General features: G+C 71.2%; 30 protein-coding genes. 9 read left to right on the forward strand and 21 right to left on the reverse strand.

The genetic code is table 11. The features are described from left to right. Window positions 1-190: 190 nt before the first annotated feature. The 4 genes from IEY30_RS05900 to IEY30_RS05915 all read left to right on the forward strand — a co-directional run bounded on the left by IEY30_RS05900 (window position 191) and on the right by IEY30_RS05915 (window position 3443). Window positions 191-1312, forward strand: coding sequence for a S1C family serine protease (locus tag IEY30_RS05900; protein ID WP_156035266.1), 1122 nt, complete (start codon window positions 191-193; stop codon window positions 1310-1312). 84 nt (window positions 1313-1396) lie between these two features. After that, window positions 1397-1903, forward strand: coding sequence for a DUF898 family protein (locus IEY30_RS22245; protein WP_373286680.1), 507 nt, complete (start codon window positions 1397-1399; stop codon window positions 1901-1903). Window positions 1904-1969: 66 nt separating this feature from the next. Then, window positions 1970-2656 carry a DUF6308 family protein gene (locus IEY30_RS05910; RefSeq protein ID WP_156035268.1) on the forward strand — a complete coding sequence of 229 codons (687 nt, stop codon included), beginning with the start codon at window positions 1970-1972 and terminating at the stop codon, window positions 2654-2656. Between the two features lie 154 nt (window positions 2657-2810). After that, complete coding sequence (locus IEY30_RS05915) at window positions 2811-3443, forward strand: DUF4230 domain-containing protein (protein WP_043416715.1); 633 nt, start codon at window positions 2811-2813, stop codon at window positions 3441-3443. 56 nt (window positions 3444-3499) lie between these two features. On the opposite strand, the gene IEY30_RS05920 is transcribed toward IEY30_RS05915, so the two are convergent. The 8 genes from IEY30_RS05920 to IEY30_RS05955 all read right to left on the reverse strand — a co-directional run bounded on the left by IEY30_RS05920 (window position 3500) and on the right by IEY30_RS05955 (window position 10297). After that, window positions 3500-4051 (reverse strand): hypothetical protein, encoded by a 552-nt coding sequence (locus IEY30_RS05920; protein ID WP_052358527.1) that lies wholly within the window; start codon window positions 4049-4051, stop codon window positions 3500-3502. 76 nt (window positions 4052-4127) lie between these two features. Next, complete coding sequence (locus tag IEY30_RS05925) at window positions 4128-5219, reverse strand: NYN domain-containing protein (protein WP_030198269.1); 1092 nt, start codon at window positions 5217-5219, stop codon at window positions 4128-4130. 76 nt (window positions 5220-5295) lie between these two features. Further along, window positions 5296-6297 carry an ERCC4 domain-containing protein gene (locus tag IEY30_RS05930; protein ID WP_030198271.1) on the reverse strand — a complete coding sequence of 334 codons (1002 nt, stop codon included), beginning with the start codon at window positions 6295-6297 and terminating at the stop codon, window positions 5296-5298. Window positions 6298-6398: 101 nt separating this feature from the next. Beyond that, window positions 6399-7001: a hypothetical protein gene (locus IEY30_RS05935; RefSeq protein WP_030198274.1), complete on the reverse strand. Its 603-nt coding sequence runs from the start codon at window positions 6999-7001 to the stop codon at window positions 6399-6401. Next, on the reverse strand, window positions 6998-7951 hold the full coding sequence (locus IEY30_RS05940) for a hypothetical protein (RefSeq protein WP_030198278.1): 954 nt from the start codon (window positions 7949-7951) through the stop codon (window positions 6998-7000). Before IEY30_RS05940 ends, IEY30_RS05935 begins: the two co-directional genes overlap by 4 nt. Then, complete coding sequence (locus tag IEY30_RS05945; RefSeq protein WP_030198281.1) at window positions 7951-8859, reverse strand: ATP-binding cassette domain-containing protein; 909 nt, start codon at window positions 8857-8859, stop codon at window positions 7951-7953. Before IEY30_RS05945 ends, IEY30_RS05940 begins: the two co-directional genes overlap by 1 nt. Then, on the reverse strand, window positions 8856-9746 hold the full coding sequence (locus tag IEY30_RS05950; protein ID WP_156035270.1) for a hypothetical protein: 891 nt from the start codon (window positions 9744-9746) through the stop codon (window positions 8856-8858). The genes IEY30_RS05945 and IEY30_RS05950 overlap by 4 nt, the downstream gene beginning before the upstream one ends. Beyond that, the gene (locus IEY30_RS05955) at window positions 9743-10297 is read right to left on the reverse strand and encodes an RNA polymerase sigma factor (RefSeq protein ID WP_030198288.1); all 555 of its coding nucleotides are present in this window, start codon (window positions 10295-10297) and stop codon (window positions 9743-9745) included. The genes IEY30_RS05950 and IEY30_RS05955 overlap by 4 nt, the downstream gene beginning before the upstream one ends. A 117-nt stretch (window positions 10298-10414) precedes the next feature. Between IEY30_RS05955 and IEY30_RS05960 the strand changes: the two genes are divergently transcribed. Beyond that, the gene (locus IEY30_RS05960) at window positions 10415-10930 is read left to right on the forward strand and encodes a hypothetical protein (protein WP_030198292.1); all 516 of its coding nucleotides are present in this window, start codon (window positions 10415-10417) and stop codon (window positions 10928-10930) included. Between the two features lie 126 nt (window positions 10931-11056). Here IEY30_RS05960 and IEY30_RS05965 read toward each other — a convergent pair whose 3' ends face one another. From IEY30_RS05965 to IEY30_RS05975, 3 genes are all read right to left on the reverse strand, one after another. Continuing rightward, window positions 11057-11950: a hypothetical protein gene (locus IEY30_RS05965; RefSeq protein WP_030198295.1), complete on the reverse strand. Its 894-nt coding sequence runs from the start codon at window positions 11948-11950 to the stop codon at window positions 11057-11059. 334 nt (window positions 11951-12284) lie between these two features. Then, window positions 12285-14174 carry a glycoside hydrolase family 15 protein gene (locus IEY30_RS05970; RefSeq protein WP_052358556.1) on the reverse strand — a complete coding sequence of 630 codons (1890 nt, stop codon included), beginning with the start codon at window positions 14172-14174 and terminating at the stop codon, window positions 12285-12287. Between the two features lie 526 nt (window positions 14175-14700). Then, the gene (locus IEY30_RS05975; protein WP_030198302.1) at window positions 14701-15222 is read right to left on the reverse strand and encodes a glycine cleavage system transcriptional repressor; all 522 of its coding nucleotides are present in this window, start codon (window positions 15220-15222) and stop codon (window positions 14701-14703) included. A gap of 194 nt (window positions 15223-15416) precedes the next feature. Between IEY30_RS05975 and IEY30_RS22115 the strand changes: the two genes are divergently transcribed. Continuing rightward, on the forward strand, window positions 15417-17894 hold the full coding sequence (locus IEY30_RS22115; RefSeq protein WP_030198305.1) for an Ig-like domain-containing protein: 2478 nt from the start codon (window positions 15417-15419) through the stop codon (window positions 17892-17894). 99 nt (window positions 17895-17993) lie between these two features. Here IEY30_RS22115 and IEY30_RS05985 read toward each other — a convergent pair whose 3' ends face one another. The 5 genes from IEY30_RS05985 to IEY30_RS06005 all read right to left on the reverse strand — a co-directional run bounded on the left by IEY30_RS05985 (window position 17994) and on the right by IEY30_RS06005 (window position 20298). After that, a complete protein-coding gene (locus IEY30_RS05985) occupies window positions 17994-18446 on the reverse strand; it encodes a hypothetical protein (protein WP_030198308.1) in 453 nt (150 codons plus the stop codon). 10 nt (window positions 18447-18456) lie between these two features. Next, window positions 18457-18984, reverse strand: coding sequence for a hypothetical protein (locus IEY30_RS05990; protein ID WP_043416717.1), 528 nt, complete (start codon window positions 18982-18984; stop codon window positions 18457-18459). Between the two features lie 93 nt (window positions 18985-19077). After that, on the reverse strand, window positions 19078-19356 hold the full coding sequence (locus IEY30_RS05995) for a hypothetical protein (protein ID WP_030198310.1): 279 nt from the start codon (window positions 19354-19356) through the stop codon (window positions 19078-19080). A gap of 1 nt (window position 19357) precedes the next feature. Beyond that, entirely contained in the window at window positions 19358-19612 is a 255-nt protein-coding gene (locus IEY30_RS06000) for a hypothetical protein (RefSeq protein ID WP_156035272.1), read from the reverse strand. A gap of 140 nt (window positions 19613-19752) precedes the next feature. Continuing rightward, on the reverse strand, window positions 19753-20298 hold the full coding sequence (locus tag IEY30_RS06005; protein ID WP_156035274.1) for a hypothetical protein: 546 nt from the start codon (window positions 20296-20298) through the stop codon (window positions 19753-19755). Window positions 20299-20372: 74 nt separating this feature from the next. Here IEY30_RS06005 and IEY30_RS06010 point away from each other — a divergent pair, with 74 nt between their 5' ends. Then, complete coding sequence (locus IEY30_RS06010; protein WP_229674891.1) at window positions 20373-20747, forward strand: helix-turn-helix transcriptional regulator; 375 nt, start codon at window positions 20373-20375, stop codon at window positions 20745-20747. Window positions 20748-20880: 133 nt separating this feature from the next. On the opposite strand, the gene IEY30_RS06015 is transcribed toward IEY30_RS06010, so the two are convergent. Next, window positions 20881-21828 carry an oxygenase MpaB family protein gene (locus tag IEY30_RS06015; protein WP_030198314.1) on the reverse strand — a complete coding sequence of 316 codons (948 nt, stop codon included), beginning with the start codon at window positions 21826-21828 and terminating at the stop codon, window positions 20881-20883. A gap of 124 nt (window positions 21829-21952) precedes the next feature. Continuing rightward, entirely contained in the window at window positions 21953-22348 is a 396-nt protein-coding gene (locus IEY30_RS06020; protein WP_030198317.1) for a PPOX class F420-dependent oxidoreductase, read from the reverse strand. 50 nt (window positions 22349-22398) lie between these two features. On the opposite strand from IEY30_RS06020, the gene IEY30_RS06025 reads away from it, so the two are divergent. Then, window positions 22399-22923: a 2'-5' RNA ligase family protein gene (locus tag IEY30_RS06025; protein ID WP_030198321.1), complete on the forward strand. Its 525-nt coding sequence runs from the start codon at window positions 22399-22401 to the stop codon at window positions 22921-22923. Between the two features lie 297 nt (window positions 22924-23220). Beyond that, window positions 23221-23865: a hypothetical protein gene (locus tag IEY30_RS06030; RefSeq protein ID WP_030198324.1), complete on the forward strand. Its 645-nt coding sequence runs from the start codon at window positions 23221-23223 to the stop codon at window positions 23863-23865. 50 nt (window positions 23866-23915) lie between these two features. On the opposite strand, the gene IEY30_RS06035 is transcribed toward IEY30_RS06030, so the two are convergent. The 3 genes from IEY30_RS06035 to rocD form a co-directional block, all read right to left on the reverse strand. Continuing rightward, window positions 23916-24569 carry an Hcp family type VI secretion system effector gene (locus IEY30_RS06035; protein ID WP_052358532.1) on the reverse strand — a complete coding sequence of 218 codons (654 nt, stop codon included), beginning with the start codon at window positions 24567-24569 and terminating at the stop codon, window positions 23916-23918. 157 nt (window positions 24570-24726) lie between these two features. Continuing rightward, on the reverse strand, window positions 24727-24969 hold the full coding sequence (locus IEY30_RS06040; RefSeq protein WP_030198336.1) for a PLDc N-terminal domain-containing protein: 243 nt from the start codon (window positions 24967-24969) through the stop codon (window positions 24727-24729). Window positions 24970-25027: 58 nt separating this feature from the next. Next, a complete protein-coding gene (gene rocD, locus IEY30_RS06045; RefSeq protein WP_081920486.1) occupies window positions 25028-26281 on the reverse strand; it encodes an ornithine--oxo-acid transaminase in 1254 nt (417 codons plus the stop codon). Window positions 26282-26382 lie beyond the last annotated feature (101 nt).

Consider the following 26382-nt stretch of genomic DNA (forward strand, 5'->3'; position numbering starts at 1 on the left):
TCGTCGGCTGCATCATGACCTGACGTGGTCTTGGGACGGAGGCACCATGCGAGCACGCCATCTGGTGGTGGCAGGAGTCGTTGCCCTCTGTGGCTCAACGGCGGCCTGCTCAGCGAAACTGCCTGAGGCCCCGGCGGGGACGCCGCGAGATGGGGGTGCCTCGAGCCAGGCCCAGCCCGCGACCGTCACCGTGACGGCATCCGCCCCGCCCACGTCGACGGCCGAGTCGCCCAGCCCGACGCCGACCTCGACGGCGAGCCCAGCCAGCTGGGCAGAGGTGGCCAAGCAGGCCAAGCCGGCCGTCGTCCGCATCGACGTCGTCACGTGCGACGCGAGATGGATGGGCTCCGGCTTCGTCGTCGGCGACCACCTCGTCATGACGGCCAATCACGTTGCCGCGGGCGCATCGGCCATCACCCTGCAGTTCGCCGACGGAGTCACGCGAGCGCGCATCGTGGGTCTCGACCCGACGACCGACTCGGCCCTGCTGCGGACGGACGACGCGATCACCGACAAGGCACTGCCGCTCGCCCGCGCACTTCCCGACCTCGGCGAGTCCGTCGGCGTGCTGGGGTTCCCTCTGCAGACCTACGAGCTTCGTTTCACCGAGGGCTCGGTCAGCGGACTCCACGAGCCGGTCAGCTACGACGGCGGCCCGGAGATCGACGCCATGGTCACCGACTCGGCCATCAACGGCGGCAACTCCGGCGGACCCGTGCTGGACTCGAGCGGAAAGGTCATCGGTCTCGTCTCGGGTCACCGGCTCTGGGTGACCGGAGACCGCTCTCCCGAGCCTGCGCAGGGTCAGGGGTATCTCATCCCGGGCACCGATCTCGCGACCAACCTCGACCGGTGGCGTTCGTTGCCGGAACAGCCGCTGGCGGACTGCGGCGACCCCTACGACGCAGCCGGGGCGGAGCGCACCATCGAGGTCAACGTCGCTTCCGACGACGCGGTGGCATCGGACATCGCTCGTTCCCTGCTGGTGCACGGAGAGGCGATCAACACCGGCAACTACGACGCGGCCTGGCAGGTGTTCACGCGCCGTATGCAGCGCAAGCTCCAGAGCGTGGACTCGTGGTCCGCAGGGCTCGGCACGTCGTACTGGAAGGGAATCTCGATCCAGCGAGTCACGGGATCCGCCGCTGCCAAGGTCGTCAGGACGATCCTGCGGACCGAGCAGTCTGCCGAGAACGGGCACGACGGCCAGACGTGCAGCGTCTGGGTCATCGACTACGGCATGATCCGCGTGGCAGGCGCCTGGCTGATCAACAGCGCCAAGAGCCCGAGCGGTCCACCGACCGCCTGCTGACACAGCTCGCGTTCTGGCCCGTGTCGATCATCCCCAGCGACCAAATCGGTGATTCGACTGACCGATATCAATGCATTTGCCATCATGAGGGCGCCGCGACGTCGACCGCTCTCGGCTTCTTCCACCCGCACTCTCACGGGCAGTACTTGCGCTGTCCGCGCCTTAATAGAAGAGACGAGTCATGTCAGACGAGCTCCAGTCCCCCTACCCACCGGCTTGGCCCGCGCCGACGCCTCGGTGTCCCGGGCAGTCGGTCAGCCGGTGGTGGTGAACGTTTCGAGTCGACCGGAAGGCGGTTTCCAGTTCGATGGAGGGGCCGGTTCGTACCTCCTTGTCGGAATTGGCGCGACCCTGCTCACGATGGTCACCCTTGGCCTGGCGCTGCCGTGGGCCATCTGCATGCAGTACCGCTGGCGCACCCAGCACACCATCATCAACGGGCGACGCCTGCGCTTCACGGGCTCGGGCGGCGGCCTCTTCGGCAACTGGATCAAGTGGTGGGCGCTGACGATCGTCACGGTGGGGATCTACAGCTTCTGGGTCGTGCCACGACTCACGCGCTGGACGGTGGAGCACCAAGACTTCTCATGACGCAGTGGTTCGGCGCAGTCGGTGCCGGGGCCCAATGTCCAGATCCGACAACAGGGGAGGCCGGTGATGGCTGAGAACGACTGGGCGCAGCCTGCGCCCGAGATGCTGGCGACCGCGAGGAAGCGCGCCCTCGGCGCGCTTCAGTCGCAAGATGCGGCGCGGAAGCTGGCTCGCTTCTACGACACGAAGACGGACTATGCCGGGGCGACCATCGCGACCATCGGCCACAACGCGCCGGACTCGATCGGTGCTGACGACCTTTTCGCCACGACGCTACTGAGCGTCGATGTACCCGCAAAGGCCGCACGGCTCCTGACTGGAAACGGCGACACGAAGGCTGCGGTCTCATCGGCGTTGCGTGCACTGCCCCTGGGACCGCTCGAGGCGGTCGACGCGGATGGCTTCGCCGCCATGGAGGTCCTCTACCTTCACGTGAAGCGGAGCCTGGCGAAGGCCAGCGCGAAGAGTTCGAACCCTTGGGTGGTCGCCAGCAAGCTCTGCGCTCGCAAGCGACCCGATCTCTTCCCGGTGCGCGACAACGTCGTGTGCCGTTTGCTCGACGTCCAGCGGGCGCGCAACTTCCGCATCGACTGGCTCGTCTTTCAGGCTCTGATGAACGACGCTGAGGTCAGCAAGGCGCTCTCGTCGGTCCGGTCGGCGGTCGAGGCACAAGCTGATGACTCCGTCGTCCTCGACACCCAGCCGTTGCGCGTACTCGACGCCGCTCTATGGACCAGTGTGCACATGTCATGAGTAGTCCGCCGGGACCTGAGCGCGCAGCTTCGCGCGCCTGCGACCCGACTGCCTTGAAGCCTGATATCAATTCGGGGCTCAAGCGGCATCAACTCTTGCTTGTCATCGCTGAACCACCGGCCGTGACGGCTGCCATCGACAGGGGAACCGGCGCATGCCCAGAACGTTCACGCGGATCATCGTGCCTTCGCTGGTCGGCCTCTTGCTCACAGGGCTCGCCGCTGTCGGCGTGGCCGGACTGCTCGACATCAAGCTTCCGTTCCAGACGCGGACGGTCGATCGAAGCCAGCCCGTCCTGCTCAAGTCCATCGAGGAACTCAGCGAGTACCACGCGGCTGTTGGCAACTTCGAAGTCGTGATCGACGATGCGAAAGACGTGGACTTCCTGCCTGACTTCGTCGCCGGCGAGCGGTCGCTCTTCGTCGCGGCGGGCACAGTCGATGCTTACGTGGACTTCTCGGGCCTCGCCCACGGCGACCTGACCGTCTCAGAGGACGGCAAGTCGGCGACGATCCGACTGCCCAAGGCGAAGCTCGCGAAGCCGAACCTGGACCAGAAGCGCACCTATCTCTTCTCCAAAGAGCGTGGCGTCATCAACCGTTTGGGCGACGCGATGTCCACCGACAGTCAGCAGGCCCTCTACGTCAAGGCCGAGGACAAGCTGTCCGCGGCAGCCAAGGAATCGGGACTGACCGAGCAGGCCGACAAGAACACCCGAGCGATTCTCGCCAGGATGTTCCAAGCCATGGGAATGACCCTGACGTTCATCGAGGGAGACCCCGAGTAACTTCGCTGGCTATCGCGGCGGACCCTGCGGCGTGCTCGGCTCGCGTCGGAAGCTCGTCAGTCGCAGTTGGCGCAGACGCCTGAGACCGGCATCTCCATGAAGCAGGTCGGGCAGACGGCGCCTCGTCGGGGCTCGACGGCAGCGACGCGGGGGCGGCGCTCGCGCACCTCGCGCGCCCGCGTGCTCAGCGTCGGCTTCGCGTCGGCGGGCACGTCGGCGCCCCAGTGCCGGTAGCACTCGAGTCGCGAGACTGCGGCGTGGGTCTCGCGCTCGATCGGGTCCTGGATGGGGGACTCCCCGTAGACGCGCAGCACCTCGTCGTAGCCGGTGCCGACCTGGCCGTCGTCCTTGTGCACGACGAGCGAGGTCAGCGGCGGCTCGCTGCGCACGTGGTTGACCTTGACGAGGTCCGCGAGCAGGCCGCCGATCCAGTTGCGCATCGCGGACTTCGTGTGGAGCGACGAGCGGCGCTGCACCTCCTCCGCCAGCTCGGAGTAGGTGATGACCGCGTTGTAGCGACCCGCCGTCTCGACCAGCACCTCGTAGGCGTGCTTGGCCCAGTAGGGCTGCGCCACCTTCGGCGTCACGTAGGTCTCGTGGTCACTCACGGCAGATCGATCCATTCCTCGGGTTCACGCGGACACCCACCAGTCTCCACCCGCCCCCGTCGCGGTCTCCAGCCGGTCAGCGGTCGAGGTGCCTGACCTGCTCCCAGAAGTGGTCGCGCAGCAGGAAGCGCAGGTGGTCCTCCACGTCGTAGCGGTCGAGTCGCGCCGAGAGGTCGAGCAGCAGGGCGCGGTCGAGGTCGCCCGGGATGAAAGGCTTCTGGCTGACCAGGCGGGTGCGGTCGGTGGCGCTCGCGGTGATGGACCACGTCGCGAGCACGCCACGGCATACGTCATCGATGAGGTCGAGCTCGCGCTGCCCGACCACGGGGGTGGCCGCGCGCTCGCCCCCGCTGATCCCGTCGCTCGCGCTCGACCACACGACCCGGCCGGGCGCAGCACTGGCCGACGCGGCAACGGGTGGCACCTTGTTGCCCGCAAGCACCGCCGGCGTGGGGCGGGGCGCCGCGGCCGCCGGCTTCGACACAGCCGCCGCGGCCTCTGCGCCCACGACCTCCGACGGAGCCGCGCGACCCGCGACGCGCGGACCCGGCAGCGGCACGTCCACCGCCGCGGCAGCCGCCGCGGCCGACAAAGGCGCCTCGGTCTCGGGCTGGAGCTGGCGCACGTGCACCGTGTCGTCGACGACGGCGCCGTCGAGCACGATGAGGTCGTCGGCCTCACGGATCAGGTGGCGCGACACGGCATGCGGCTTGCCCGACCGGTCCGGCACCGCCATGAGCACCACCTGCATGCCGTGGCTCTGCGCCTCCTCGACCGCCTCGCTCAGGTCGTCGTCGCCGGACAGGAGGTAGATGACGTCGACCGACCGGTTGCGCCCGTGCGCCGCGAGGTCGAGGCCGATGCGCAGGTCGACGCCCTTCTGCTCACCCTGCGGCGACGTGCGCCCGAGCCGCAGCTTGACCCGCGGCAGCATGCCGATGGCCTCCTGCGTCGAGTCGGGGTTGCCGCCGGGACGGTTGCCCGAGTCGTACCAGTGCAGCCGCAGCAGCGGCAGCCCGCTCGCGGCCTCGGCGTCCTTGATGAGCCGCGCGACGAGGTCGGGATAGCTGACGACGATCCCCTTGCGCAGCGACGTGCCCGTCACCCGCGTCGCCGCAGCCGCGAGCAGGTAGCCGACGTCGACGTAGAGCGCGCAGTAGGACCGCATGAGGCAGGCTCCCACACCAAGCGGCGACTCACCCGGCGGCGGGAGGACCCGAGCCGCGAAGCCGGCCGGACTGCGGTCAGTGCGCGGCGCGGTACGCGTCCCAGATCTCCGGGCGCAGCCGTCCGCGGTCACTGACCGCCAGCCCCTCGGCCAGCGCCCAGGCGCGCACGACCGCCGTGCTCGGCGCGGGCTCGGACACCGGACCCGCCGGCGCGAGGCCGGCCATCCGCGACTCGGCGTGGGCCTCGGCGGCCGTCTCCCGCAACGCCGCCGCGAGGAAGCGGTAGGTCCACTCCTGCGCCAGCGCCCGCGTCTCGGCGAAGACGATCGGCACCGCGGGGTAGCGCGCCTGGCACTCCGCGATCGCGTCGGCGACGACCGCCGGCCGCACGTGCGTCAGGGCGAAGACGCGCGAGTAGCGCTCCTCCACCACGACGGCCGCCCGGGGTAGGCCGCTGAGCTCGGCGAGCGCATACCTCAGCTTCCCGTTGAGCAGGGAGGAGGTGAGGTCCTCGAGGCTCTTGCGCTCGACCGCGGCGACGACCTGCCCGTCGGCCTCGACGGCGTAGTCGCCCGCGTCGAGGCGCTGCTTGCGCGTGCTCACCTGTTGCTGGCTGAAGCGCCAGGCGTAGCGCTCATGTGCGTCGACGACGATCTCGAGGGGGCCTGCTGCGTCGGCCTCGCCGGGTGCGCCGGCCGCGCCGGCCGCGCCTGCCGCTCGAGCCGTCGGGATCCGCACCGCGGGCCTGGCCTGCTTCGCCGTTCGGGCGCTCTGCCAGAAGATCGCCTCGCGCCCCTTGACGTGCGTCAGCACGAACTGCGACCGGCTCTCCCTGCCGCGGTCGAGGACGAGCTCGATGGCCGCGCCACGGCGCACGCACACCCGCGTGGGGACCCGCACGACGACGTCCGCGTCATCGGGCCAGCCATCAGCCCGATGGCAGTAGACCTTGCTCGTGCGCGGCCAGGTGTCCTTGCTCTTGAGCACGATCCCATGCTCGCCCAGCGGGATTCGCACGAGGTAGGGCAGGGTGCTCGCCTCGTCCGGGTTGCGGGCGATGAGGAAGTCGTCAGGCACGCCACCATCGTGGCGCACACCTCGGCCCACGGCAGGGGAGGCGAAGCTGCTCCGTCTTCGGGAGCGGCTTCCGAGCGAGCGGCCACGGCTCCGGGGAGAGGTCAGTCCAGTGGGTCGCGGGTCGCCGCCCACAGGCCGGCGATGCTGGCGGTGGCCACGAGCGCCCAGAGCGCCAGCGAGCCCGCCCAGCGTTGACCGGCCTCGGACGGGAAGACGTCGACCCACCGGTCCAGCGGGTGTGCCAGCGCGATGACGAGCACAGCGGCGAGGACACCTCCGGCGACCACCTCACCGGGCTCGGCCACACGACGACGCATCGCGGCAGCTACCGCGACCGCAACCGAGCAGAGACCTGCCAGCTGCACGACGGCGCCGGCCCTCGCCCCACTCCCACTGCGCAGCGCCACCACGGCCAGTGCCAGCGAGCCGACCACCAGGACCGCGGCCGCGACGACCAGGCGCGCCTGGGTGCGCGCCCGCAGGGACGTCGGAACGGCTCCCACCGCCTCGCTCGCCGCCTCGTCGAGCACGTATGCCGTGGCGCCGGCCAGCAGCGGGACGCCCACTGTCACAGACGCGCCCGACACGGAGGTCCCGGACCAGACCGCAGCAGCGACGAGCAGGGTGACACCGCCGGTCGTCAGCAGGGCGACGGGCCGCCACGGGACTCCCGTGGCGGGCCCGAGGACCCGGGTCGGGTTCACTTGACCATCATCACGATGCTGTGACCGTCCGGGAAGGTGCGGATCTGGTGGTTCAGACCGCCACTCGCCGCCAGGGCGTAGGTCACCGCCGAGAGGACGAGGGCGAGCACGCCGGCGCGCACGACCCGGCGACGGGTGTCTCCCTCGGCGCGCCAGACGAGTGCGCCGACGACGGCGAGGGCGCACAGCGTCATCAGCCAGGCGAGATACCACCAGGGCGACCCCGTCAGGGTCATGACGAAGGTGCTGTGCGCCGAGGGTGAGCTGAAGTAGCCCACCGGCGCGAACAGGCGCACCCACCGCGTCCATTCGGCCGGCGCCTCGTCACCGCTGCTGAAGGTTCCCAACATGACCATGGTCCACAGCCCCACGCCCAGGACCAGCACGGCGGAGGCGCCGCGGAAGCGCCACCACCGGCCCGCGCACACGCCCAGCAGGGCGCCTCCGACGGCGGCGACGACCGAGTTGCCGACGAGCACCGCGGCAAGATCCGCGTGCGACATCGTGCCGTACATCCACTCGGGCACGTGCAGCGTCGCCGGCGCGAAACCGTAGTAGAACACCAGCCACAGTGCCGCGATCAGCGCGGGCATGGCCGCGGTCAGACAGAGCGCTGCCGTCCGCGCCGACCTCGGGGTCGGTGAGGCCTCGAGCAGCTCGTCCGCCCGGTGGAACGACCGCGTCAGGTGGAAGGCGGACAACATCGCAGTCAGCCCGACCGTGAGCGCCACGACGGGCATGCCCAGGGCATTAGCGGCCACCTCGTCCGGGGCCTCGGTGAGGGCGGAGGCGGTCGAGGCGATCCCGACAGCGGTGCCGACCAGGAGGGCCGGGTGCCGGACCAGGCGCTTGGACTCCAGCCGGGCGAGTGCAGCGAAAGAGCTGCGGTAGCCGCCACGCGGCGCGAACGTAGTCGTCAGGACCAAGGCGTCCTGCGGGGTGCTGGTCATCACGCCACCTCCGCCGAGCGCGCACTGACGGTGGACCCGGCAGGCGCCAGGCCCGCGGCGCCGCGAAGCAGCAGGTAGGCGTCCTCGAGGCTGGGCTCGACGAGAGCCGCGCCCGGGGGGACGCGCTCACCGACGTTACGGTAGCCGCCGGAGGCCGTGCGCCACGACGCCTGCGCGCCCGCGTCGGGCCCCGCCGCCATCCACACCCTGCCCGTCGCGAACGAGACGAGCTCCGGCACGGTCCCGTCGAAGTGGACGTGCCCCGCATCGAGCACGATGACGCGGTTGCACAGTGCCGCGACGTCCTCGGTCTGGTGCGTCGAGATCACCATGGTCGAGGTCGCCGCGATGTCGGCGAGGACGCCGCGCAGCGAGGCCCGCTGCTCGGGATCGAGGCCGGTCGTCGGTTCGTCGAGCACGAGCAGCTCCGGCTTCCCGAGCAGGGCCTGGGCCAGGGCGACCCGTCGGCGCTGACCGCCGGAGAGACGGCTGATGCGCTGGGTCGCGACGTCGCCGAGCCCGACGAGGTCGAGCACCCGCCTCACCTCTACCGTGCGGACCCGGCGATCGGCCCACTCCTTGAGCACGGCCATGTAGTTGACGAACGCCATCGAGGAGAAGCCACGGGGGAAGCCGAGCTCCTGGGGTTGGTAGCCCAGTCGTCGCCTGATCTCGGTGCGTGCGTTCGGCTCGCCCGGGTCGCGCCCCAGGAGGCGGACCTGCCCCTCCTCCGGCCGCAGCACCGTCGCGATGACGCGCAGCATCGTCGTCTTCCCGGCGCCGTTGGGCCCGAGCAGGCCGGTGATGCCGGGGGCGAGATCGAGGTCGATCCCGTCGAGGGCGGAGACGGAGCGGTAGCGCTTCGTCACGCCGCGCAGGGAGACCGTGGTGGAGCTGGGTGCGGTCATGACGCGATCCTTCCGATGGTGCCGAGCCGCCGCGCCCGCAGCACGAGGACGGGCGGCCCGACGAGGAGCATGACGAGGTAGAGCACGACACAGCGCGGGTCGAAGACGGCCCAGATGGTGTCGAGCCGATTGGCCGCGGCGGTACCGACGACCCACAGGGCGGTGATGGTCGTGGTCGGCCACCACGGGCCGAACCACGTCGACAGCGCGAGCACCGCGGCGGTGAAGCCGAGGGCTGGGAGCAGCCACACCCAGGCGGCCGCCTCCGGGAAGAGCAGCTGCCCGACGAGCACGACTGGCAGGGCGGTGAGCAGCACGGCGCCCGTCCGGAGCAGGACGAGACGCACGAGCGGGTAGGGCGCGGCGCTCTCCTGCTCCAGGGCCGCGCCCACCTCGGGACCGAAGGCCGTCGCCACACCGAGCACCGGCACGATCGGCGCGACGGTGAGGAACACCGTGGCGTTGCCCGTTCGAGCCGCCATCGCGCCCCCGACGGCGAACGCGACGGCGAGCGCGACCGCGCACAGCCACGACCCACGCAGGGCCGGCGCCGCAGCCACGACCATCGCCTCTCCCGGTGGCAGCCCGAGCCTGACGAGGACCCGCTCGAGGAGCGAGGCACGAGGCAGCTCGATCTCGTCGCGCACCGAGTCCCAGATCGTGTCGAGGTCCGGCAACGCGGCGCCCTGCGAAACGTCAGCGGCGCCGTCGCCCGGCGAGACGGCATACGCAGTCGGTGCGGGCACGCGACCGACCAGGTCGGCCACAGCGGCCTGGCAGCGCGGGCAGGCGACGACGTGCTGCTCGACGGACAGCGACACCAACCCGTCGGCCTCCCCCAGCACCCACGCCTCGAGGTCCACGGGTCGCACGTGACGAGGGCTCATGATCGGTGTCCTTCCATGAGGCTGGCTCTCAGGTGCGCCCTGGCGCGGTGGGCCCGCGTCTTGACGGTGCCCTGCGGGATGTCGAGCAGCTGGGCGGTCTCCCGGGTGGTGAGACCGTCGAGCACAGTGGCCTGGATGACCGCGCGCATCTCCGGCGACAGGGCCGCCATGGCCCGCCCCAGGTCGCCGTACTCCACTCCCTGGAGGAGCTCGTCCTCGACGGCCACGGAGGTTCCGCCCCGAGCCGTCGGGTCGGACATGAGCACGACACTGCGGCGGGTGCGGAGGCGACTGACGAGCCGCCGGACCGCGATGCCCCACATCCAGGCGCCGACCTCGCCCGTGCCCTGGTAGCGCCGGGCGCTCTGCCACACGGCGACGAAGGTGTCCTGCAGGACGTCCGCGACGACCTCCCGGTCGTTGCACCGGCGCATCAGCCGCACGGACAGCCAAGGGGCGTGCCGGTCGTAGAGCGGCCTCAGGGCTCCGAGGTCGCCGTCGGCCAGAGCCTCGAGGAGGTTCCGGTCGTCGGGGACGACGGGTGGTGCCATACCTCCACTGTCGACCTGCCGGGGCCAAACGGTTCCCGGATCGATGCCGATCCGCTGACGCCAAGGAGTTGGCGCGTGACGATGGGGTCTCGGGACGCCGACCGTCGAGGAGCGCTGATGGAGCCCATCACTGAACCGAGCAGGGTCAACTACTTCTACGGCCGTCTGCTCACGGCCGAGGACTTCGAGCAGGAGCAGCAGGCCATCCGCGAGCGGCACTGGCTGCACAACCGCCTGCTGCACGGCTTCGGCGTCGTCACGGGTCTCGACGTCACCGTCGACGGCGACCGCGTCGAGGTGTCGGCGGGTGTCGCCATCGACGCGCTTGGTCGGGAGGTCCTCCTCCTCGAGCCGCGCTGTCTCCGTGCCGATTCCGAGGTCCTCGGGAACGACGGGGCGGCGGTCGATGTGGTCGTGGCGTGGGGAGAGCAGCCCGACGGCGAGGTGCCGGGGCCTGACGGCCCGGTGCCTGCCCGCTTCGTCGAGCGTCCCGTCGTGGCGCTCGCGAGCGACGCGGCGGCCGGGGTGCCGGAGCATGCGCTGCCGCTCGCCCGGCTGGTGCGGCGCGGCGACGAGGTGGTCGCGGACCGCTCCCCGCGCCAGCCCTTCGTCCCTGTCTTGGCGTACAGCTGACGAGCAGCCGACCACGTACTTCACGGGGTGGGTGTCGATCTCCTCGGCGGTCGCGGAGCTCGAAAAGGTGCGTCACAGCACATCGGGCCCCGTCTCCAGGTGGAGGCGGGGCCCGAGGCGGTCAGATCAGGAGTACCAGTCCTTCGAGTACGCCCGGTAGTTCTGGAAGATCACATAGACATAGCCGCCGCTCGTGTTCGCCCAGCGGTACGACGTGTAGACGGTCCCATTGGAGTCAGAGAAGTAGGTGCGAGTTCCGTTGGACCCGAAGATGGAGCGGACTCGCGTGAGCGAGTCTCCACCGGCCCAGGGGGCGCTGATCGTCTTGTACTCGTTCCACGTCACCGACGCGTAGTTGATCACCTTGACGACCTTGGCCGTCCTCAGCCGGTAGCGGGTCGCGTAGGTGTACTTGTACGCCGTGTATGACACCGTCTTCGAGAACGTGCTCGGGAGGCTGACTTCATAGTTGTAGATGTCGGTGGTCTGCTGACCGACGTACGGGTCGTCGAGGCCGTAGTAGTCGCCAGTCACCGGCAGCGTCTTGGTGGCGCTGTTGCCGTTGTAGTCCGACAACGTGACGCTGCAGCTCGCCGTGACGGGCCCACTGCCATACGTGACACCCGAAACGTCCGTGAGTGTGCAGGAGTTGAGGTTGCTGTAGTTGACGCCGTAGGTCACTGTCTTCGTGGCGGTGTACGGCCATGCCTTGCGGTACTTGAAGGTCGAGTACACGGTGTACGTGCCCGGTGACGTCCACCGCGAGGTGACGTTGCTCGCGAGCGTCGTCCCGGACGAGTTCTTCACACTGATGCGCTTGTCGTACACCGCGTAGCCACTCACCGCTGGCGCTGCCGACGGTCCCACCTTGGCCTTGTAGCCGTTCCACGAGTACGCGTTCTGACTCGTCGCAGTGGTCCGCGTCCACGTCACGGCCTGGGCCTCGCTCGAGGCAGTGGACACCAGCCCCAGAGAGCCGACAGCGAGCGCGACGAGACCTCGCGCCAAGAACTTGTGCATGCATTCCCAATCGCTTGCACCGAGCCCCGGCTCGGTGATGGTTGTGTGGCGGGCGCGATCGTCGGCCGATGACACCTGCAAAAGCCACCAAGCCGACGCGGCGTGGTGACGTGCGACCTTCCCGACCGAGACCACGCGAGAATCGCGACTGTTGCAGAGGTTATCGACGCATAACGCACCGCGTGAGGCATTTGTCAGATTCAGTAAAGAAGCGGTCAAGGCGGGTCAACTGCCGTACGGCAGTCCTCCGGCCTCGCGACGTCAACACCGTCACGTAGCCGCCAGCGCCCCGAGCCGGTGGCGGTCGGTCTCCCCGGAGGCGCGTCCCGGACGGTCACATGTCCTGGTCGGGGGGCTCCTCGGTCGCGATGACGTGCAGGACGGCGTTGATGAGGGCCAGGTGGGTGAAGGCCTGCGGGAAGTTGCCGAGGTGTCGGCCGTTGTGGGTGTCGATCTCCTCGGCGTAGAGCTCGAGCGGCCCCGCGAACGACAGCAGCTTGGCGCACAGCTCGTGCGCTCGCTTCGTCTCGCCGATCTCCGACAGGGCCGACACGAGCCAGAACGAGCAGATCGTGAAGGTGCCCTCCTCGCCGGTGAAGCCGTCGTCGGTCTCCTCGACGCGGTAGCGCAGCACGAGCCCGTCGACGGTCAGCTCGTCGGCGATCGCGAGCACCGTCGCCCGGATGACCGGGTGGTCCGGCGGCAGGAAGCGCAGGAGGGGAGCCAGCAGCAGCGAGGCGTCCAGCGCGTCCGTGCCGTAGTACTGCGTCAGCACGCCACGCTCGTCGACGCCGTGCTCGAGGATGTCGGCCTTGATGTCCTCGGCGGCCAGCTGCCACTCCGCGGCCTGCGAGTCCTGCCCGATCATCGAGGCCAGTCGGGCGCCGCGGTCGACGGCGACCCAGCACATGATCTTCGAGGAGGTGAAGTGCTGCAGCTCGCCGCGGACCTCCCAGATGCCGGCGTCGGGCTCCCGCCAGTGCTTGAGGGCCGCCTCGACCTGCTTGCCGAGGATCGGCCAGATCCGTCCGTCGAGGTGGTCGGCCACCTTCGAGTGGAGGTAGACGGAGTCGAGCAGCGCGCCCCACACATCGTGCTGGACCTGGCTGTGCGCGGCGTTGCCGATGCGCACGGGGCGCGACGCGGCATACCCCTGCAGGTGGTCGAGCGTCGACTCCGGGAGGTCCCGCTCCCCGCCGATGCCGTACATGATCTGCAGGTCGTCGTCCCGCTCGGCCACGTCGGCGATGAACGAGAAGAAGTCGACTGCCTCCCAGTCGAACCCGAGGGAGTACATGCCCCACAGCGCGAACGTCGCGTCGCGGATCCACGTGTAGCGGTAGTCGTAGTTGCGCTGGCCGCCGATGCTCTCCGGCAGCGACGTCGTCGCCGCCGCCGCGATCGCACCGGTCGGCGCATACGTCAAACCCTTGAGCGTCAAGGCACTTCGCTGGAGGTAGCTGCGCCACGGGTGGTCCGGGAAGCGTCCGCGCGCGAGCCAGTGCTGCCAGTGGTGGGCCGTCCACTCGAGCCGGTCGTGCGCCTCGGCGCTCGTCGTCGGCGGCGGCACCGCACCCCACGACAACGCGATGAACCGCTCATCGCCCTCCTTGAGCAGCGTTCTGGCAGAGGCCTGACCGCCCTCGAAGCCGAGCCTCAGGTCCGTCGTCAGCGTCAGCGACACGTCGAAACCCTCGGCGGTCGCCGTCCCCTGGTGGTAGCCGTGGTCGGCATACGTCCAGGTCGCCGCCCGGCGGCCGTAGTCGAGCACCGGCTCGCACTCCATGACCGTCTGCACCTCGCCCGACACGCACCGGATCGTCCGCAGCAGCGTGTGCTCCGCGTCGTAGTCCGCCGGTGTGCGGCGGTGCTTGCGGGACACCCCGTCGTCGTGGTGCCACGGCCCGATGAGCAGCACGTCACGCACGATGATCCACCCCGTCGGCGTGCCCCAGCTCGTCTCGAGCACCATGGTGCCCGGCAGGTAGCGCCGCGCCGTCGGCACGCTGACGTCCGACGGGCCCAGCCGGAAGCGCCCCGCGTGCCGACCGAGCAGCGCGCCGAAGACGCTGGGGGAGTCCATCCGCGGCAGGCACATCCAGTCGACATCGCCGCCCGGCGCGACGAGGGCCGTCACCTCCCCGTCGGCGAGGAAGCCGTAGTCCGCGATCGGGACGGCCTTGGTGTGGGTCATCGGGGTCGTGACGTCGCCGGTTCCCTGCATGACCACAGCGTGCGCGTGGCTCGCGGCCCCCGCAAGATTTCGCGCAAGGCGAGTGTCGGCCGGGACGTCGCAGAGGTGCGAGCCGCGGACACGAAGCCGCCGCGGCCCCGGCGCACGGCTGCGTCCAGCCAGGGAGGGTGCGGCCGGCGCCGCGACGACGATGTGTGCCCGAGTGGAGGGCGGTTCTGTGGTCACGACACCCGTGGGTTCGTGTGCGCCCCTGTCCATACATTCTCCCCCGGGCGGCCGGCCGCCGCCGCTGTTTGACGTTTCCCGCCGCGCCTCGCGCCTCGGTGCGCTCCACCGTCCGGGACCGCAAGGACTCTGCAAGGTTTGCGCAAGCAATGCCGAATCGGGACGTATCACCTCGTCGCGTGGGCTCCACTGATAGGAGTCGTCACACCGACGACGAAGACTTTGACGGTTGGCCCGTTGTGGTACGTGAACCGTCTCGGGGTCCGAGCTCGCATCGCGAGGCGGGCCCCATTGTCGTTCTCGGGCCGCCGTCGCCGCCGGGGCGCCGCCGTCAGGCGACAGCGATGTCGACGAGCAGCTCGGTCGCGAGGCGCTCGAGGTCGGCGCGCAGCGCGGCCGTGTCGGAGCCGCCCGGCACCCGCACGACGACGTGCGCCTCGAAGAGCAGGCCGCCGGCCATCGGGGCCTCGCGCGTCTCCGTCGTCATCGTCTCGATCGACAGCTCGTGACGGCTCAGCACCGACGACACCTCGCGCACGATGCCGGGGGAGTCGTTGCCGAGCAGGTCGACCCGGAGGCGCTGGGCGTCGGCGTCGTCCGCCACCCCACCGGCGCCCTCGACGCCGGGGTGCGAGGTCACCTCGAGCAGCCCGTCGAGCTCGCGCAGCGCGCCCGTCAGCTCCTCGACGCGCTCGGCCGCCACGCCGACGACGACGATGCCGGCGAACTTGCCGGCCAGCTCGGCGAGCTGGCTGTCCTCCCAGTTGCCGTCGTGCGCGGTGACGACGTCCGCGAGGGCACTGACGAGGCCGGCGCGGTCGTCGCCGATGACGGTGAGCACGAGTCTGGGCACGTGGTCAGCCTACTGACCCGACGCGTCCCGGGGTCGAGAGCGGGGCCGATGGGACATGAGAGCGACGGGCGGCGCCCGGCATCCTCTCGTTCTTCGTCACACGCGGGATCGCGGCGCTGTCGAAGTAAGGTGGCAACCGGGACCATGCGCGCACGGTCGACTGCCGTGGCGGCGGGCCCTGATCGGAGGTCGCGATGTCGCGCGCCAGCGCCAGGTCGAGTGGTGTCGCCTGGCTGCGCCCGTTGCACCCGCTGACCCTCGGGCGCCCGCTCCACCGTGTCGCCGCGGCGTGCACGCTGCTCCTCGTCGCCGCGGTCCTCGGGCCTGCAGGCTCGGCCGCTGCCGGCCCCTCCGTCCCATCCAGTGCCTCCGCGCCCTCCGCTCCCTCCGCTCCCTCCGTCCCGACGAGCGGGGAGCTGACCTCGGCGTGCGCCGCCAAGAGCAGCGGCCTGCTGCGCGCTGTCACCTCCCCGAGCGAGTGCCGGAGCGACGAGGCCACGGTGACGGTCAAGCCGGCGCGGGCGACCGTCTGCGTCCAGCCGTCCGGTTGGATGCGGCTGGCCGCGAGGCCCGCCGACTGTGCGGCGCCCGCGGTCACGCTGGCCCTGCCGCCGCGGAGCGGCACCGTCTACTTCTGTGCCGCGCTGCCGGCAGGCACGCTCCGCACCACCACGATCCCCGGCAGCTGCCTCGACGGCGAGGCCCAGCTCGAGGTGACCCCCGACGACGCTGCACCGGTCGTCGACGCGACCTCCCCGACCAACGGCGCCACCCGGGTCGGCACGGGTGTGAGCCCCACCGTCACCTTCAGCGAGCCCGTGACCGCCACGAGCTCCGCCTTCGACCTCGCCTGCGACAACACGCCGATCCCCTTCACGCCCAGAGGACTTGGCGGGACCACCGTGACCCTCGACCCCAGCGGCGTCCTGCCCGGCGGGGCCGCCTGCACGGTGACCGTCTTCGCCGCGGGCATCAGTGACGTCGACACCCTCGACCCGCCGGACAACCCCGCCGCGGACCGCACGTTCACCTTCAGGACCGACGCAGCCCCCTCCCTCGTCTCGTCCATGCCGGACGCCGACAGCGCCGGCTTCGTCACGGGAAGCGACCTCGTGCTCGCCTTCAGCGAGTCCGTCGACGTGGCCGCCGGCGCCTTCACGCTGAGCTGTGGTGGCACGAAGGTGCCGTATGCCGTCACCGGCTCGCGCAGTGCCGTGGTCCAACTCGACCCGGACGTCGACCTCCCGCAGACCGCGACGTGCACCTTGTCGGCGCCCGCCACCGCGATCACCGATGTCGACACGCGCGCCGCGATCACCGCCCCCGTCAGCATCACCTTCACGACCTTCGACGCCGCCCCTTCCGTCATCGCGACGACGCCGCGCGACGGTGCGACCGACGCCGCGACGTCCGCCGACGTCACCGTGACCTTCTCCGAGCCCGTCACCCTCGACGCGGGAGCCCTCGGCCTCGTGTGCGGAGGTGCCCCGGTGGCGACGGCGCCACCACGGACGACAGACGACACCACCTTCACCTTCTCGCCGACCTCGGCCTTGGTCGCCGGTGACGCCTGCACGGGCACGATCGACCGGACGAAGGTCGACGACGACGACGCCGTCGACCCCCCCGACCACCCCTACCTCGACCACACGTTCTCCTTCACCGTCGACGGTCCGCCGGCTGTCCTCTCCACAGACCCGAGCGACCAGGCGACCGGCGTGCAGCCGGGACGGCCGCTCACCGTCACCTTCTCCGAGCCCGTCAGCGTCACCCCCGACTCGTTCGCGCTCACCTGCGACGGCGCCGCGGTCCCCGTCACGCCGGGTGGCGGCGACACGGTCGTGACCCTGACCCCCACGGGCGACGTGCCCGGGACCGCCACCTGCCGCCTCCGGGTCGTCGCGAGCGCGGTGCACGACAAGGACCTCGGCGACCCGCCTGACGCGATGACGGCCGACGTCAACGTCGGCTTCACCACGGCGGCCGCCGCCAACGGAGCCCCCACCGACCTCGCGCTCCGCACCCCGAGCGTCGCCGAGAACCTGCCCGTCGGCTCCCTCGTCGGCACCTTCTCGAGCACCGACCCCGACCCGGGCGACACCTTCACCTACGCCCTCGTGACCGGCGCCGGCGACACCGACAACGGGTCGTTCACCCTCGTCGGCGACGAGCTGCGCACCGCCGCCGTCTTCGACCAGGAGACGAAGTCCTCCTACGCGATCCGCGTCCGCTCGACCGACTCGGCGGGCAGCGTCCTCGACAAGGCCCTCACGGTCTCGGTGCTCGACGTCAACGAGCCCCCCACCGGCATCACCCTCTCCGCGTCGTCGGTCCCCGAGAACCAGCCGTCGGGGACGACCGTGGGCACGCTCGGGGCGCTCGACCCGGACGCCGGCCAGACGCATACCTTCGCTGTGGTGTCGGACGGCTGCGGCGGCACCTACGCCGACGGCTCCGCCGCCTTCACGGTCAGCGGCGATGCGCTCGTCACAAGGGCGCCGCTGGACTTCGAGACGAGGTCGTCCTACAGCGTGTGCGTGCGGGTCACCGACAGCGGCGCACCGGCCCAGTCGTTCGACGCGCTCCTCACCGTCACGGTGGGCGACGTCAAGGAGGCTGCCCCGGGCGGCGGCAGCCCGACGCCACCGGCGACACGCTCGCCCGTGAGGTGACGACCGGCGCCGCCGACAGGACGCCGGCAGCGCGTATCAAGGACCGACCATGAGGCGGCACACGGAGGGAGGTCCGTGTGCCGCCTCGTGGCGGAGCCTCTAGCTGTCCAGGGTCGCGTCGACGACGGTGAGGGCCCAGGCCTGTCCCGAGGCGGCCTGGACGGTGAGGGAGTCCGCGTGCCCGTCGGTGAGGTAGCGCAGCCGGGAGGCGTAGCCCGTGCACGGCACCGGAGTGTCGGACTTCGAGGCGGTGGAGACGACGACGACCTCCTCACCGCCGCGGCACACGAGGTAGGCGGTGTAGCTGCCGTCGGTCGTGATGTCGCGGGCGCTCCGCGAGCTCCCCTGTCCCGTGAGGCTGGCGATGACCGACTCACCGGCCGGTGCCGCGGGCGGCGTGACCGAGATGCCCGCCGAGATGCCCGCCTGGATGCCCGCCTGGGTGGCAGGTGTGGAGGGCGCGGTCGCCGAGGTCGGTGACGAGCCCCCGGCGCAGCCGGTCAGGAGGGCGGCGCACGTGGCCACGAGGACGGAGGAGATCACGGGGCGCATCGGGCTGACCTCAGCGCAGACGCCAGGCGAGGACCGCCGGGGCGGTGACGTAGAAGGTGTAGTTGGGGAGCTGGTTCATGCCGCTCGCACCGGTCCGCAGCACCGTGCCCTTGTAGAGGTAGCTGCCGCGGTCGCAGTAGCGGGTCGTGTTGGGCGGCACCGCGACGGTCGTCGACGAGCCGATGGACGTCGTCACGGAGTTGGTCACGGTCGCCGAGACCGAGGCGTCGACCGAGGCGACGAGGAAGGCCTTGACGGAGGCGCTGACGGAGGCCGTGGCGCTCGACGTGTAGGTGCTCGAGCTGTCGACCCTGCAGGTCAGGCTCGCGGTGCTGCTCGTCGTGTTGATGACCATGTCAGTGAACAGGGTCTTGAAGCCGGAGCCGGCGGTGCTCGTGACCTGGTAGCAGTAGGTCGTCGTGCCGCTGGACTCGCACTTGGCGGTGGCGGCGCTCGCGGGGGCTGCGGCTCCGGCGCCGATGGCGGCGACGGTGACGGCGACAGCGGCGCCCTTGGTGAGCAGCTTCGAGAACGACATGGTGGATCTCCTTCTGTGAGGGGGTGGCCGAGATGGCCGAGTGAGGTGGTGCAGGAAACTCGGGTGGTGCGGATCAGGTGGATCGAGCGCGTCTCAGGGTCGGCCGGCCGGGTCGGGGACCCACCACGGAGGGTCGCCACCCAGGGCGTCCACCGCTGAGTGCAGCGCGACCAGCCGGGCGAGGGCGTGGGCCGGGTCCTTGGCCGTGACGAAGACACCGATGTCGATGCGGTCGGCGCGGGCCTGGGCCCTCGCGTGCTCGACGAACGGCATCCTTGTGATGGCTGCGGTCAGCAGCTCGCCGGCCTCCGCCGCGGACGTCTCCGGCGAGGCGAGCGGCCCCGGTCGGAGCGTCAGGGGCAGGAGGTACATCTCATCGGCTCCGGTTCGAGCCCCACTCGAAGCCGCCGGCGACGACGACCCCCGAGCCCTGGTCGGCGGAGGCGGTGAGGGCCGCGTGGGTGGACGAGACGTGGGCCGGGCCCGCGATGGGAGCAGTGGCGCCGAGGGCCGCGGCGAGGCAGAGGCCGGCGGCGACGGCCAGGCCGGTGAAGGCGGTGGAGACAGTGGCGGAGAGGGAGGTGGTGGTGGTCGGAGCGGGCGACTTCTTCATGGTCTGCGTTCCCATCCTCGGGGGGTCTTCTGCTGAGGTGAACGTTGCTCCTGAGCGGGAACGCCGGGAAGGGATATGCTCTGGCCGCAACGGGCCTGTCCGCTTGCGGACACGACCGGGCGGGGCGGCCGAACGGGGGTCCGCAACCGTCGCGGTCACGGCCCAGACAGGGGTGGGGCATGGACCTCGACGACGATGCGGCCGCGGTCTACCGCGCCATGCTCGACGACCACACGCAGACCGTTGCAGATCTGGCAATTGCCTTGTCGCTCAGTCGTCCTCGGGTGCGTAAGGCGCTCGACACGCTCGCCGACACTGCCCTGCTCCAGCCAGCCGGCTCCGACCCGCTGGTCCTCGTCCCGTCGCCGCCGCGCGTCGGCATGGCGAGGCTCGTCGCCGAGGCCGAGGTGGCGCTGGCTGCCCAGGCCCGACGCGTCGCGGCCGTGCGCGCGCTCATGGAGACGATGGCGGCCGATCACGACGCCCACCTGCACCGCGAGGCGCTCGTGCACCACCGCACCGTCGAGGGCGTGCGCGACCGGCTCCAGGAGCTGGCGCTCGAGGCCCGCACCGAGTGCGTCTCGCTCAACCCGGGCCGCGCGCACAAGCCCGACGCGATGGCCGCGAGCAAGCCGCTCAACCAGCTCGCCCTCGAGCGCGGCGTCGCGATCCGCGCCGTCTACCAGGACAGCTTCCGCCACGACCCGGCCACGCTCGACTACGCCCGGTGGCTCACCGACATGGGTGGGCAGGCGCGGACCATGCCCGAGTGCCGATGCTCCTCGTCGTCGTCCGCGAGGTCGCGCTGCTGCCGCGCGTCGTCGGCGACCCGTCGCAGGGCGCGATCGAGGTGCGGTCACCGGCGCTCGTCGCGGCCCTCGTGGACCACGTCGAGATGGTGTGGCTGCTGGCCGAGCCCTTCGGCGAGGCGCGCCGGCGCGAGGCGCCGCTGACGAGCGCCACGAGCCGGCAGCTGCTGCAGATGCTCGCCTCGGGCGCCACCGACGAGTCCGCGGCGCGGCGCCTCGGCCTGTCCACCCGGACGGTCCGGCGGCTGATGAGCGACTTCATGGCGCAGACGGGGGCGACGAGCCGATTCCAGGCCGGGGTCGAGGCGGCCCGCCGCGGCCTGCTCGATGCCCGAGACTGACGAGGGCGGCTCCGGCGCCGGCCCAGGGGGCGCGCCACACGGCATACGCGATCATCGCGCGGGAGGGGACGGAGGCGCCGGGCCGGGGGCACCCGCTTCTTGAGCGCCTCCCGGCCCGGTCAAAGATGGCCGCTCAGCTGGCGGCCTGGACCCCGACGAGTTCATCCGGCTCGTCGGGGGGTCTGTGGGTGTCGTCCGGCGGGACGTCGGACGGTCGGCGCTCGGCGAGGCCGGCCATGCCCCAGCGCACCGCGGCCGTGCCGAGGTGGCCGAGCGGACGCGCCACGAGACTCGAGACGACCCCGGGCAGCGGGATGCCGAGCATCTCGCGCGCCCACCCGGGTAGCAGCGAGACACCGCCGGAAGCGAGGGTGCCGTAGCCGGGGCGGGCGTAGTAGGGCAGCGGCGGGTCGAGCAGGAGGAAGCGCGCGGCCTCGCGGGCAGCGGGGCTCGTCTCGAGCTCGGGGCGGTAGGACTGCAGGACCGCTCGCAGCTCGGCCACCGACGTCGGCGGGTCGATGACCCCGAGCCGTGCGGCGGGGATGCCGGCCTGCGCGACGTAGACGTCGGCCTCGTCGTCGGTCAGGGGCGTGTCGCCGAAGGTCTGGTAGCCGCGCAGGAACGAGTCGATCTCGGCGACGTGCACCCACCTGAGCAGGTGCGGGTCGCCAGCGCGGTACGGCCGGCCGAGGTGGTCCTTGCCGCGGACCCGCTCGTGGATCGAGCGGACCATGGCGATGGCCTCCTCGGCGTGCTCGATCGTGCCGAAGGTCGTCGTGGCGAGGTAGTGGCTGGTGCGCTGGAGCCGGCCCCACGGGTCGCTCTTGTAGCCGCTGTGGCCCGCAACCCCCGCCATTGCCATGGGGTGGAGCATCTGGAGCAGGAGCGAGGTGACGCCGGCGGGGAACATCGAGGCGTCGGCATGGACTCGCCACACCGGGTCGTCCGGCGTGAACCACCGCTCTCCCTGGGCACCCCAGATCCGCTGCGCACGGGCCGGCGCGTCGTCGCCCGCGACCTTGCTGCGCAGCATCTTGCCGAGCTGGCGCTGGACCAGCCGGGTGCCTGCGGTGGGACTCATGACTGCCAACATAACCGCAGGTCAGGGGATGGGCGAAACGGTCTGTCCAAGCTTTGTCCGAACTTACGAACACGTGTCCGAACTGCGCCGTCGCGCGGGTGCTCGGTCGCGCCCGGGCCGACGCTCAGCCGAGGGTGATCCTGATGCCCGCCCGCGGCGTACGGGGGCGGATGCGGTCGGTGACGACGGCGAGCGCGTCACCGAGCCGCGCCATGACGTACTTGCGGCCCAGGGCTCGCTTGACGGCGGCGACGCCCTCGGGCGTGCGGTCGACGACGGCCGTGCCGGCATACGTCGGCGCCCCCTCGGGCACCCGGCCGCGGAGGTCGCACGGACGCAGCTCGACCCGCGAGGTGTGCGCGAGCCGCTTGAGCTTGCCGCTCGGGTCGACGGTGACGACGACGAGCTCGCCGCCGTCGAGCGCGACCCACACCGGCGTCGACACCGGCTCGCCCGACCGGCGGAAGGTCGTCAGCGACACGTAGCGGTTGGCGTTGACGACGTCGAGGTCGCTCGGCATGGGGCTCACCGGGCCAAGCGTAGGCGTCGCCGGCGTGACCACAATGGGCCATGGCGCTCGCGCTGTGTCTGCTGCTCGACCCCCGGTCCGACCGGCTCGTCCGCACGCTGTGGCGGGCGCTCGAGGACGAGGGCGTCCCGACGCTGCTCACGCACACCCACGGCCGCCACGTGCCCCACCTGTCGTATGCCGTCCTGCTGGCCTGCGACCCCGGCGCGGTGCGTGCCGCCGTGGACGGGTTGCGCGACGCCGGTCCCGTCGAGGTCGCCGTGCAGGGGACCGTGGTCTTCCCGCGTGGCCGGGCGGCGCTCGCCGGCTCGACGTCGGCCGGGCTCGCCGTCCGTCAGGCCACGGCCGTCGAGGCGTTGCGTGCGACCGGTGCCACGATCCACCGCCACTACGAGCCCGGGCACTGGCTGCCGCACGTGTCGGCCACGACCGGTGTCGCCGGGTCGCGGATGCCGGCCGTCGTCGAGGCCGTCTCGGACCGGCTGCCGCTCACCCTCCGGTGCGACCGGGCCGCCCTCATCGACACGACCGACGGGACCACGTGGCTGCTGCCGGTCGTGCCGTGATCCGACTCTGACTAGTCACCGATGGTCCGTTTGTGTCATCTTGCGTCATTTCCAGGAACTGCGCCGGGACCGGCGTGTCACTCTGGCGTGGTCGTCCTGGAGCGGGACACTCGTTCCCAGGAAGACCAAGACTTCGGCGGTTGGCCCGTTGTGGTACGTGAACCGTCACTGGTGGCCCGGACTCGCGAGCGCGAGCCGGGCTCCATCTTCTTCAGGGGCGCCCCGTCCGCTTCCGGCGGATCTTGTCTCTGGCGGATCGCCCCGTGCGGCAACGGGATCCGGACTACCGTGGTGAGCATGAGGCGAGTCCTCGCACCGCTGGTCGTGGGCGGCGCCGCGCTGTCCGTCGTGACGCTGCGGTGGTCCGCGCTGCACTGGGGCGCCACCACCGAGGAGACCCGCGAGCTGCTCCCCGGTGACGAGATCCTGCGCGATCCCGGCCTCGTCGCCACGCGCGCCATCACGATCGAGGCGCCGCCGGAGGAGGTCTGGCGCTGGGTCGTGCAGATGGGGTCCGACCGAGGCGGCTTCTACAGCTACGACGGGCTCGAGAACCGCGCCGGCTGCCACCTGCACAGCGCCGACACCGTCGTCGACGCCTGGCAGCACCTCGAGCCCGGCGACCTCGTGCGCCTCCACCCGAGGGTCGCGCTCACGGTCGCAGCCGTCGATCCCGGCCACTCCCTTGTGCTGCACGCGGCCCCAGCCATGGCCGTAGCAGGCGCCGGCGTGCCGGACGCCGCCCCCTACGACTTCACGTGGTCGTTCGTGCTGCGCCGACACCCGCACCGCGCGACCCGGCTCATCACGCGCGAGCGTTTCTCCTACACCCACCGCTGGTCGCCGCTGCTCGTCGAACCAGTCTCTGCCGCAAGCTCGCTCATGAGCCAGAAGATGCTGCGCGGCATCCGTGACCGGGCCGAGCGGGCAGACCGGACGTAGGCCTGCGCGCTCGGCCCGGTGGGCGGCCGAGCGACGTGGTTCAGCTCGGTTCAGGTCACCGTGCTGGTGCCGGAGGCCGTGCGTACGTTCCAGGTGGCGCTGATGGTCTGACCGGGACCGCCGGTGTCGGACTGCAGGAAGATCGTGTACCTGATGCTCGCGAAGGCGAGGGAGAAGGAGTCCGTGGGCAGCCCACCGCCATCGGAGGCTGCCGACTGGTAGGACGCTACGGCGACGTCCTTCAGCTCGATCTCGACGAACTTCCTCGGGTCGGTCCCGGCCGTCATGCCTTCGAGCAACGCAGTGCTCAGGTGCTTGCCGTTCATGGCACGGAGGAACAGCAGTGGGCTGGCGGACCCGAAGCTCGACACGAAGGACAGGTTGCTGAGGCTGGGCTTGCTGGAGGACCATCCGGAGCCGGACACCGTCGAGGAGTTCGAGGCGCCCCAGGAGTAGCTCAGCGTCTCGATCCACCCCGCATGTCGCGCATCGGTGCTGTCGCCCGGGATCGAGTCGAGCTGGAGGAAGTAGCGGCCGGCCGTGATCCCGGCCAGGGCCGCAACCGTGGCCATGGACGGCGGCTCGGCGGCCGAGGCGTGTCCGCTGCCGAGCGCCATGGCGCCGGTGAGCCCGCCGAGGCCGAGCGCCCCGGTCTTCAGGGCCCCGCGCCGGGTGGTGGTGGGTGTTTCGCTTCCGTCGACCATGTGTGACCCCTCAGGGCTGTGGTGGCTGGAGCTGCCACGGGATCTCATCGTGGCGCGAAACACTCTGTGGCGTCGGGGGATCCGTCAAGACTGACACGATGACAAGAGGCGCTTGTCAAGCTATCTGGGGCGATGTCAGGACAATGTCAGGACGCTCTCAGGACAGGGGCTGCTCCGGTGCGATCCGTCGTCCCCGGGTGAAGTAGGCGATCGGCCCGACCCAGTTGATCGCGATGATCGCCGCCCACTTGGCTTTGCTCCCGGCCACCTCCTCAGCCGGACGACGGGCCAGGTCGGTCCACGCCGCCGCGGCGAGCGACAGTTGCACGCAGCCGACCACGATGACCGCGGTCCGCTGGCCGCTCGTCAGGTCCGACCACTTCTTCTTCTTCTGTGCCATGACCCCTCCTCCGGGGTGTGGAGATCTCGGTGCACGTGCACGAGCGCTGCATCCACGATCAGTGCAGGATCGCGGCGAAGGCGTCGAGCAGGATCTGGATCTCGACCTCGCCGACGACGAGCGGCGGAGCAAGGCGCACCGTCGAGCCGTGCGTGTCCTTGACGAGGACGCCGCGCTCGAGCAGCCGGTGCGAGGCCTCGCGCCCGGTCATGAGCCGCGGGTCGAGGTCGACGCCGGCCCACAGGCCACGGCAGCGGACCGCGTCGACACCGTGCCCGACGAGCTCGCGCAGCCCGCTGTCGAGCAGCGCCCCCAGCTGCCGCGCGCGCTGCTGGAACTCGCCGGTGGCGAGCAGCCCGACGACCGCCTGGCCGACGGCGGCGGCGAGCGGGTTGCCCCCGAAGGTCGACCCGTGGCTGCCCGGCGTGATGACGCCGAGCACGTCGCGGTCGGCGACGATCGCCGACACCGGGACGATGCCGCCTCCGAGCGCCTTGCCGAGCACGTAGACGTCGGGCACGACGCCGTCGAGGTCGCACGCGAAGGTCGTGCCGGTGCGGCCGAGGCCCGACTGGATCTCGTCGGCGACCATGAGCACGCCCCGCCTCCGGGTCAGCTCGCGCACGTCGCGCAGCCAGCCGTCGGGGGGCAGGATGACGCCGCCCTCGCCCTGGATCGGCTCGAGCAGCACGGCGACGGTGTCGTCGGTGATGGCCGCCTCGAGCGCCTCGATGTCACCGAAGGGCACGGTGTCGAAACCGGGCGTGTAGGGGCCGTAGTGGTCGTGCGCGACGGGGTCGTCCGAGAAGCTGATGATCGTCGTCGTACGGCCGTGGAAGTTGCCGGCCATGACGACGATGCGCGCCCGGCCGTCCGGCACGCCCTTGACCTCGTAGCCCCAGCGCCGCACCGTCTTGATCGCCGTCTCGACGGCCTCGGCGCCGGTGTTCATCGGCAGCACGAGCTCCTTGCCGGCGAGCGCCGCGAGGTCCCGGCAGAACGGCCCGAGCCGGTCGCTGTGGAAGGCGCGGCTCGTCAGGGTCAGCCGCTCGAGCTGCGCCCTCGCCACCCCGACGAGACCTGGGTGCAGGTGCCCGAAGTTGAGGGCGGAGTAGCCGGCCAGCGCGTCGAGGTAGCGCCGCCCCTCGACGTCCGTGACCCAGGCCCCCTCGGCGTGCGAGATGACGACGGGCAGCGGGCTGTAGTTGCTCGCCACCCAGTCCTCGGCGAGGGAGACGTGCTCGTGCGTGGGGGTGCCGGGGATCGGGCCGCGGTGCTCGCGGGCCCCGGGTCGTGCGGCCGTGTCGCTCACCCCTCGATCGTGGCACCGTGCCTCGTCGTCGTCGCTGGAAAGTGACGGGAAACGTGGGGTGATCCCGCTCTCGGACGGGCGCCGCCCGGACGCCCCGGTGG

The sequence above is a fragment of the Terrabacter tumescens genome (assembly GCF_014646815.1).
GTDB classification, from domain to species: domain Bacteria; phylum Actinomycetota; class Actinomycetes; order Actinomycetales; family Dermatophilaceae; genus Terrabacter; species Terrabacter tumescens.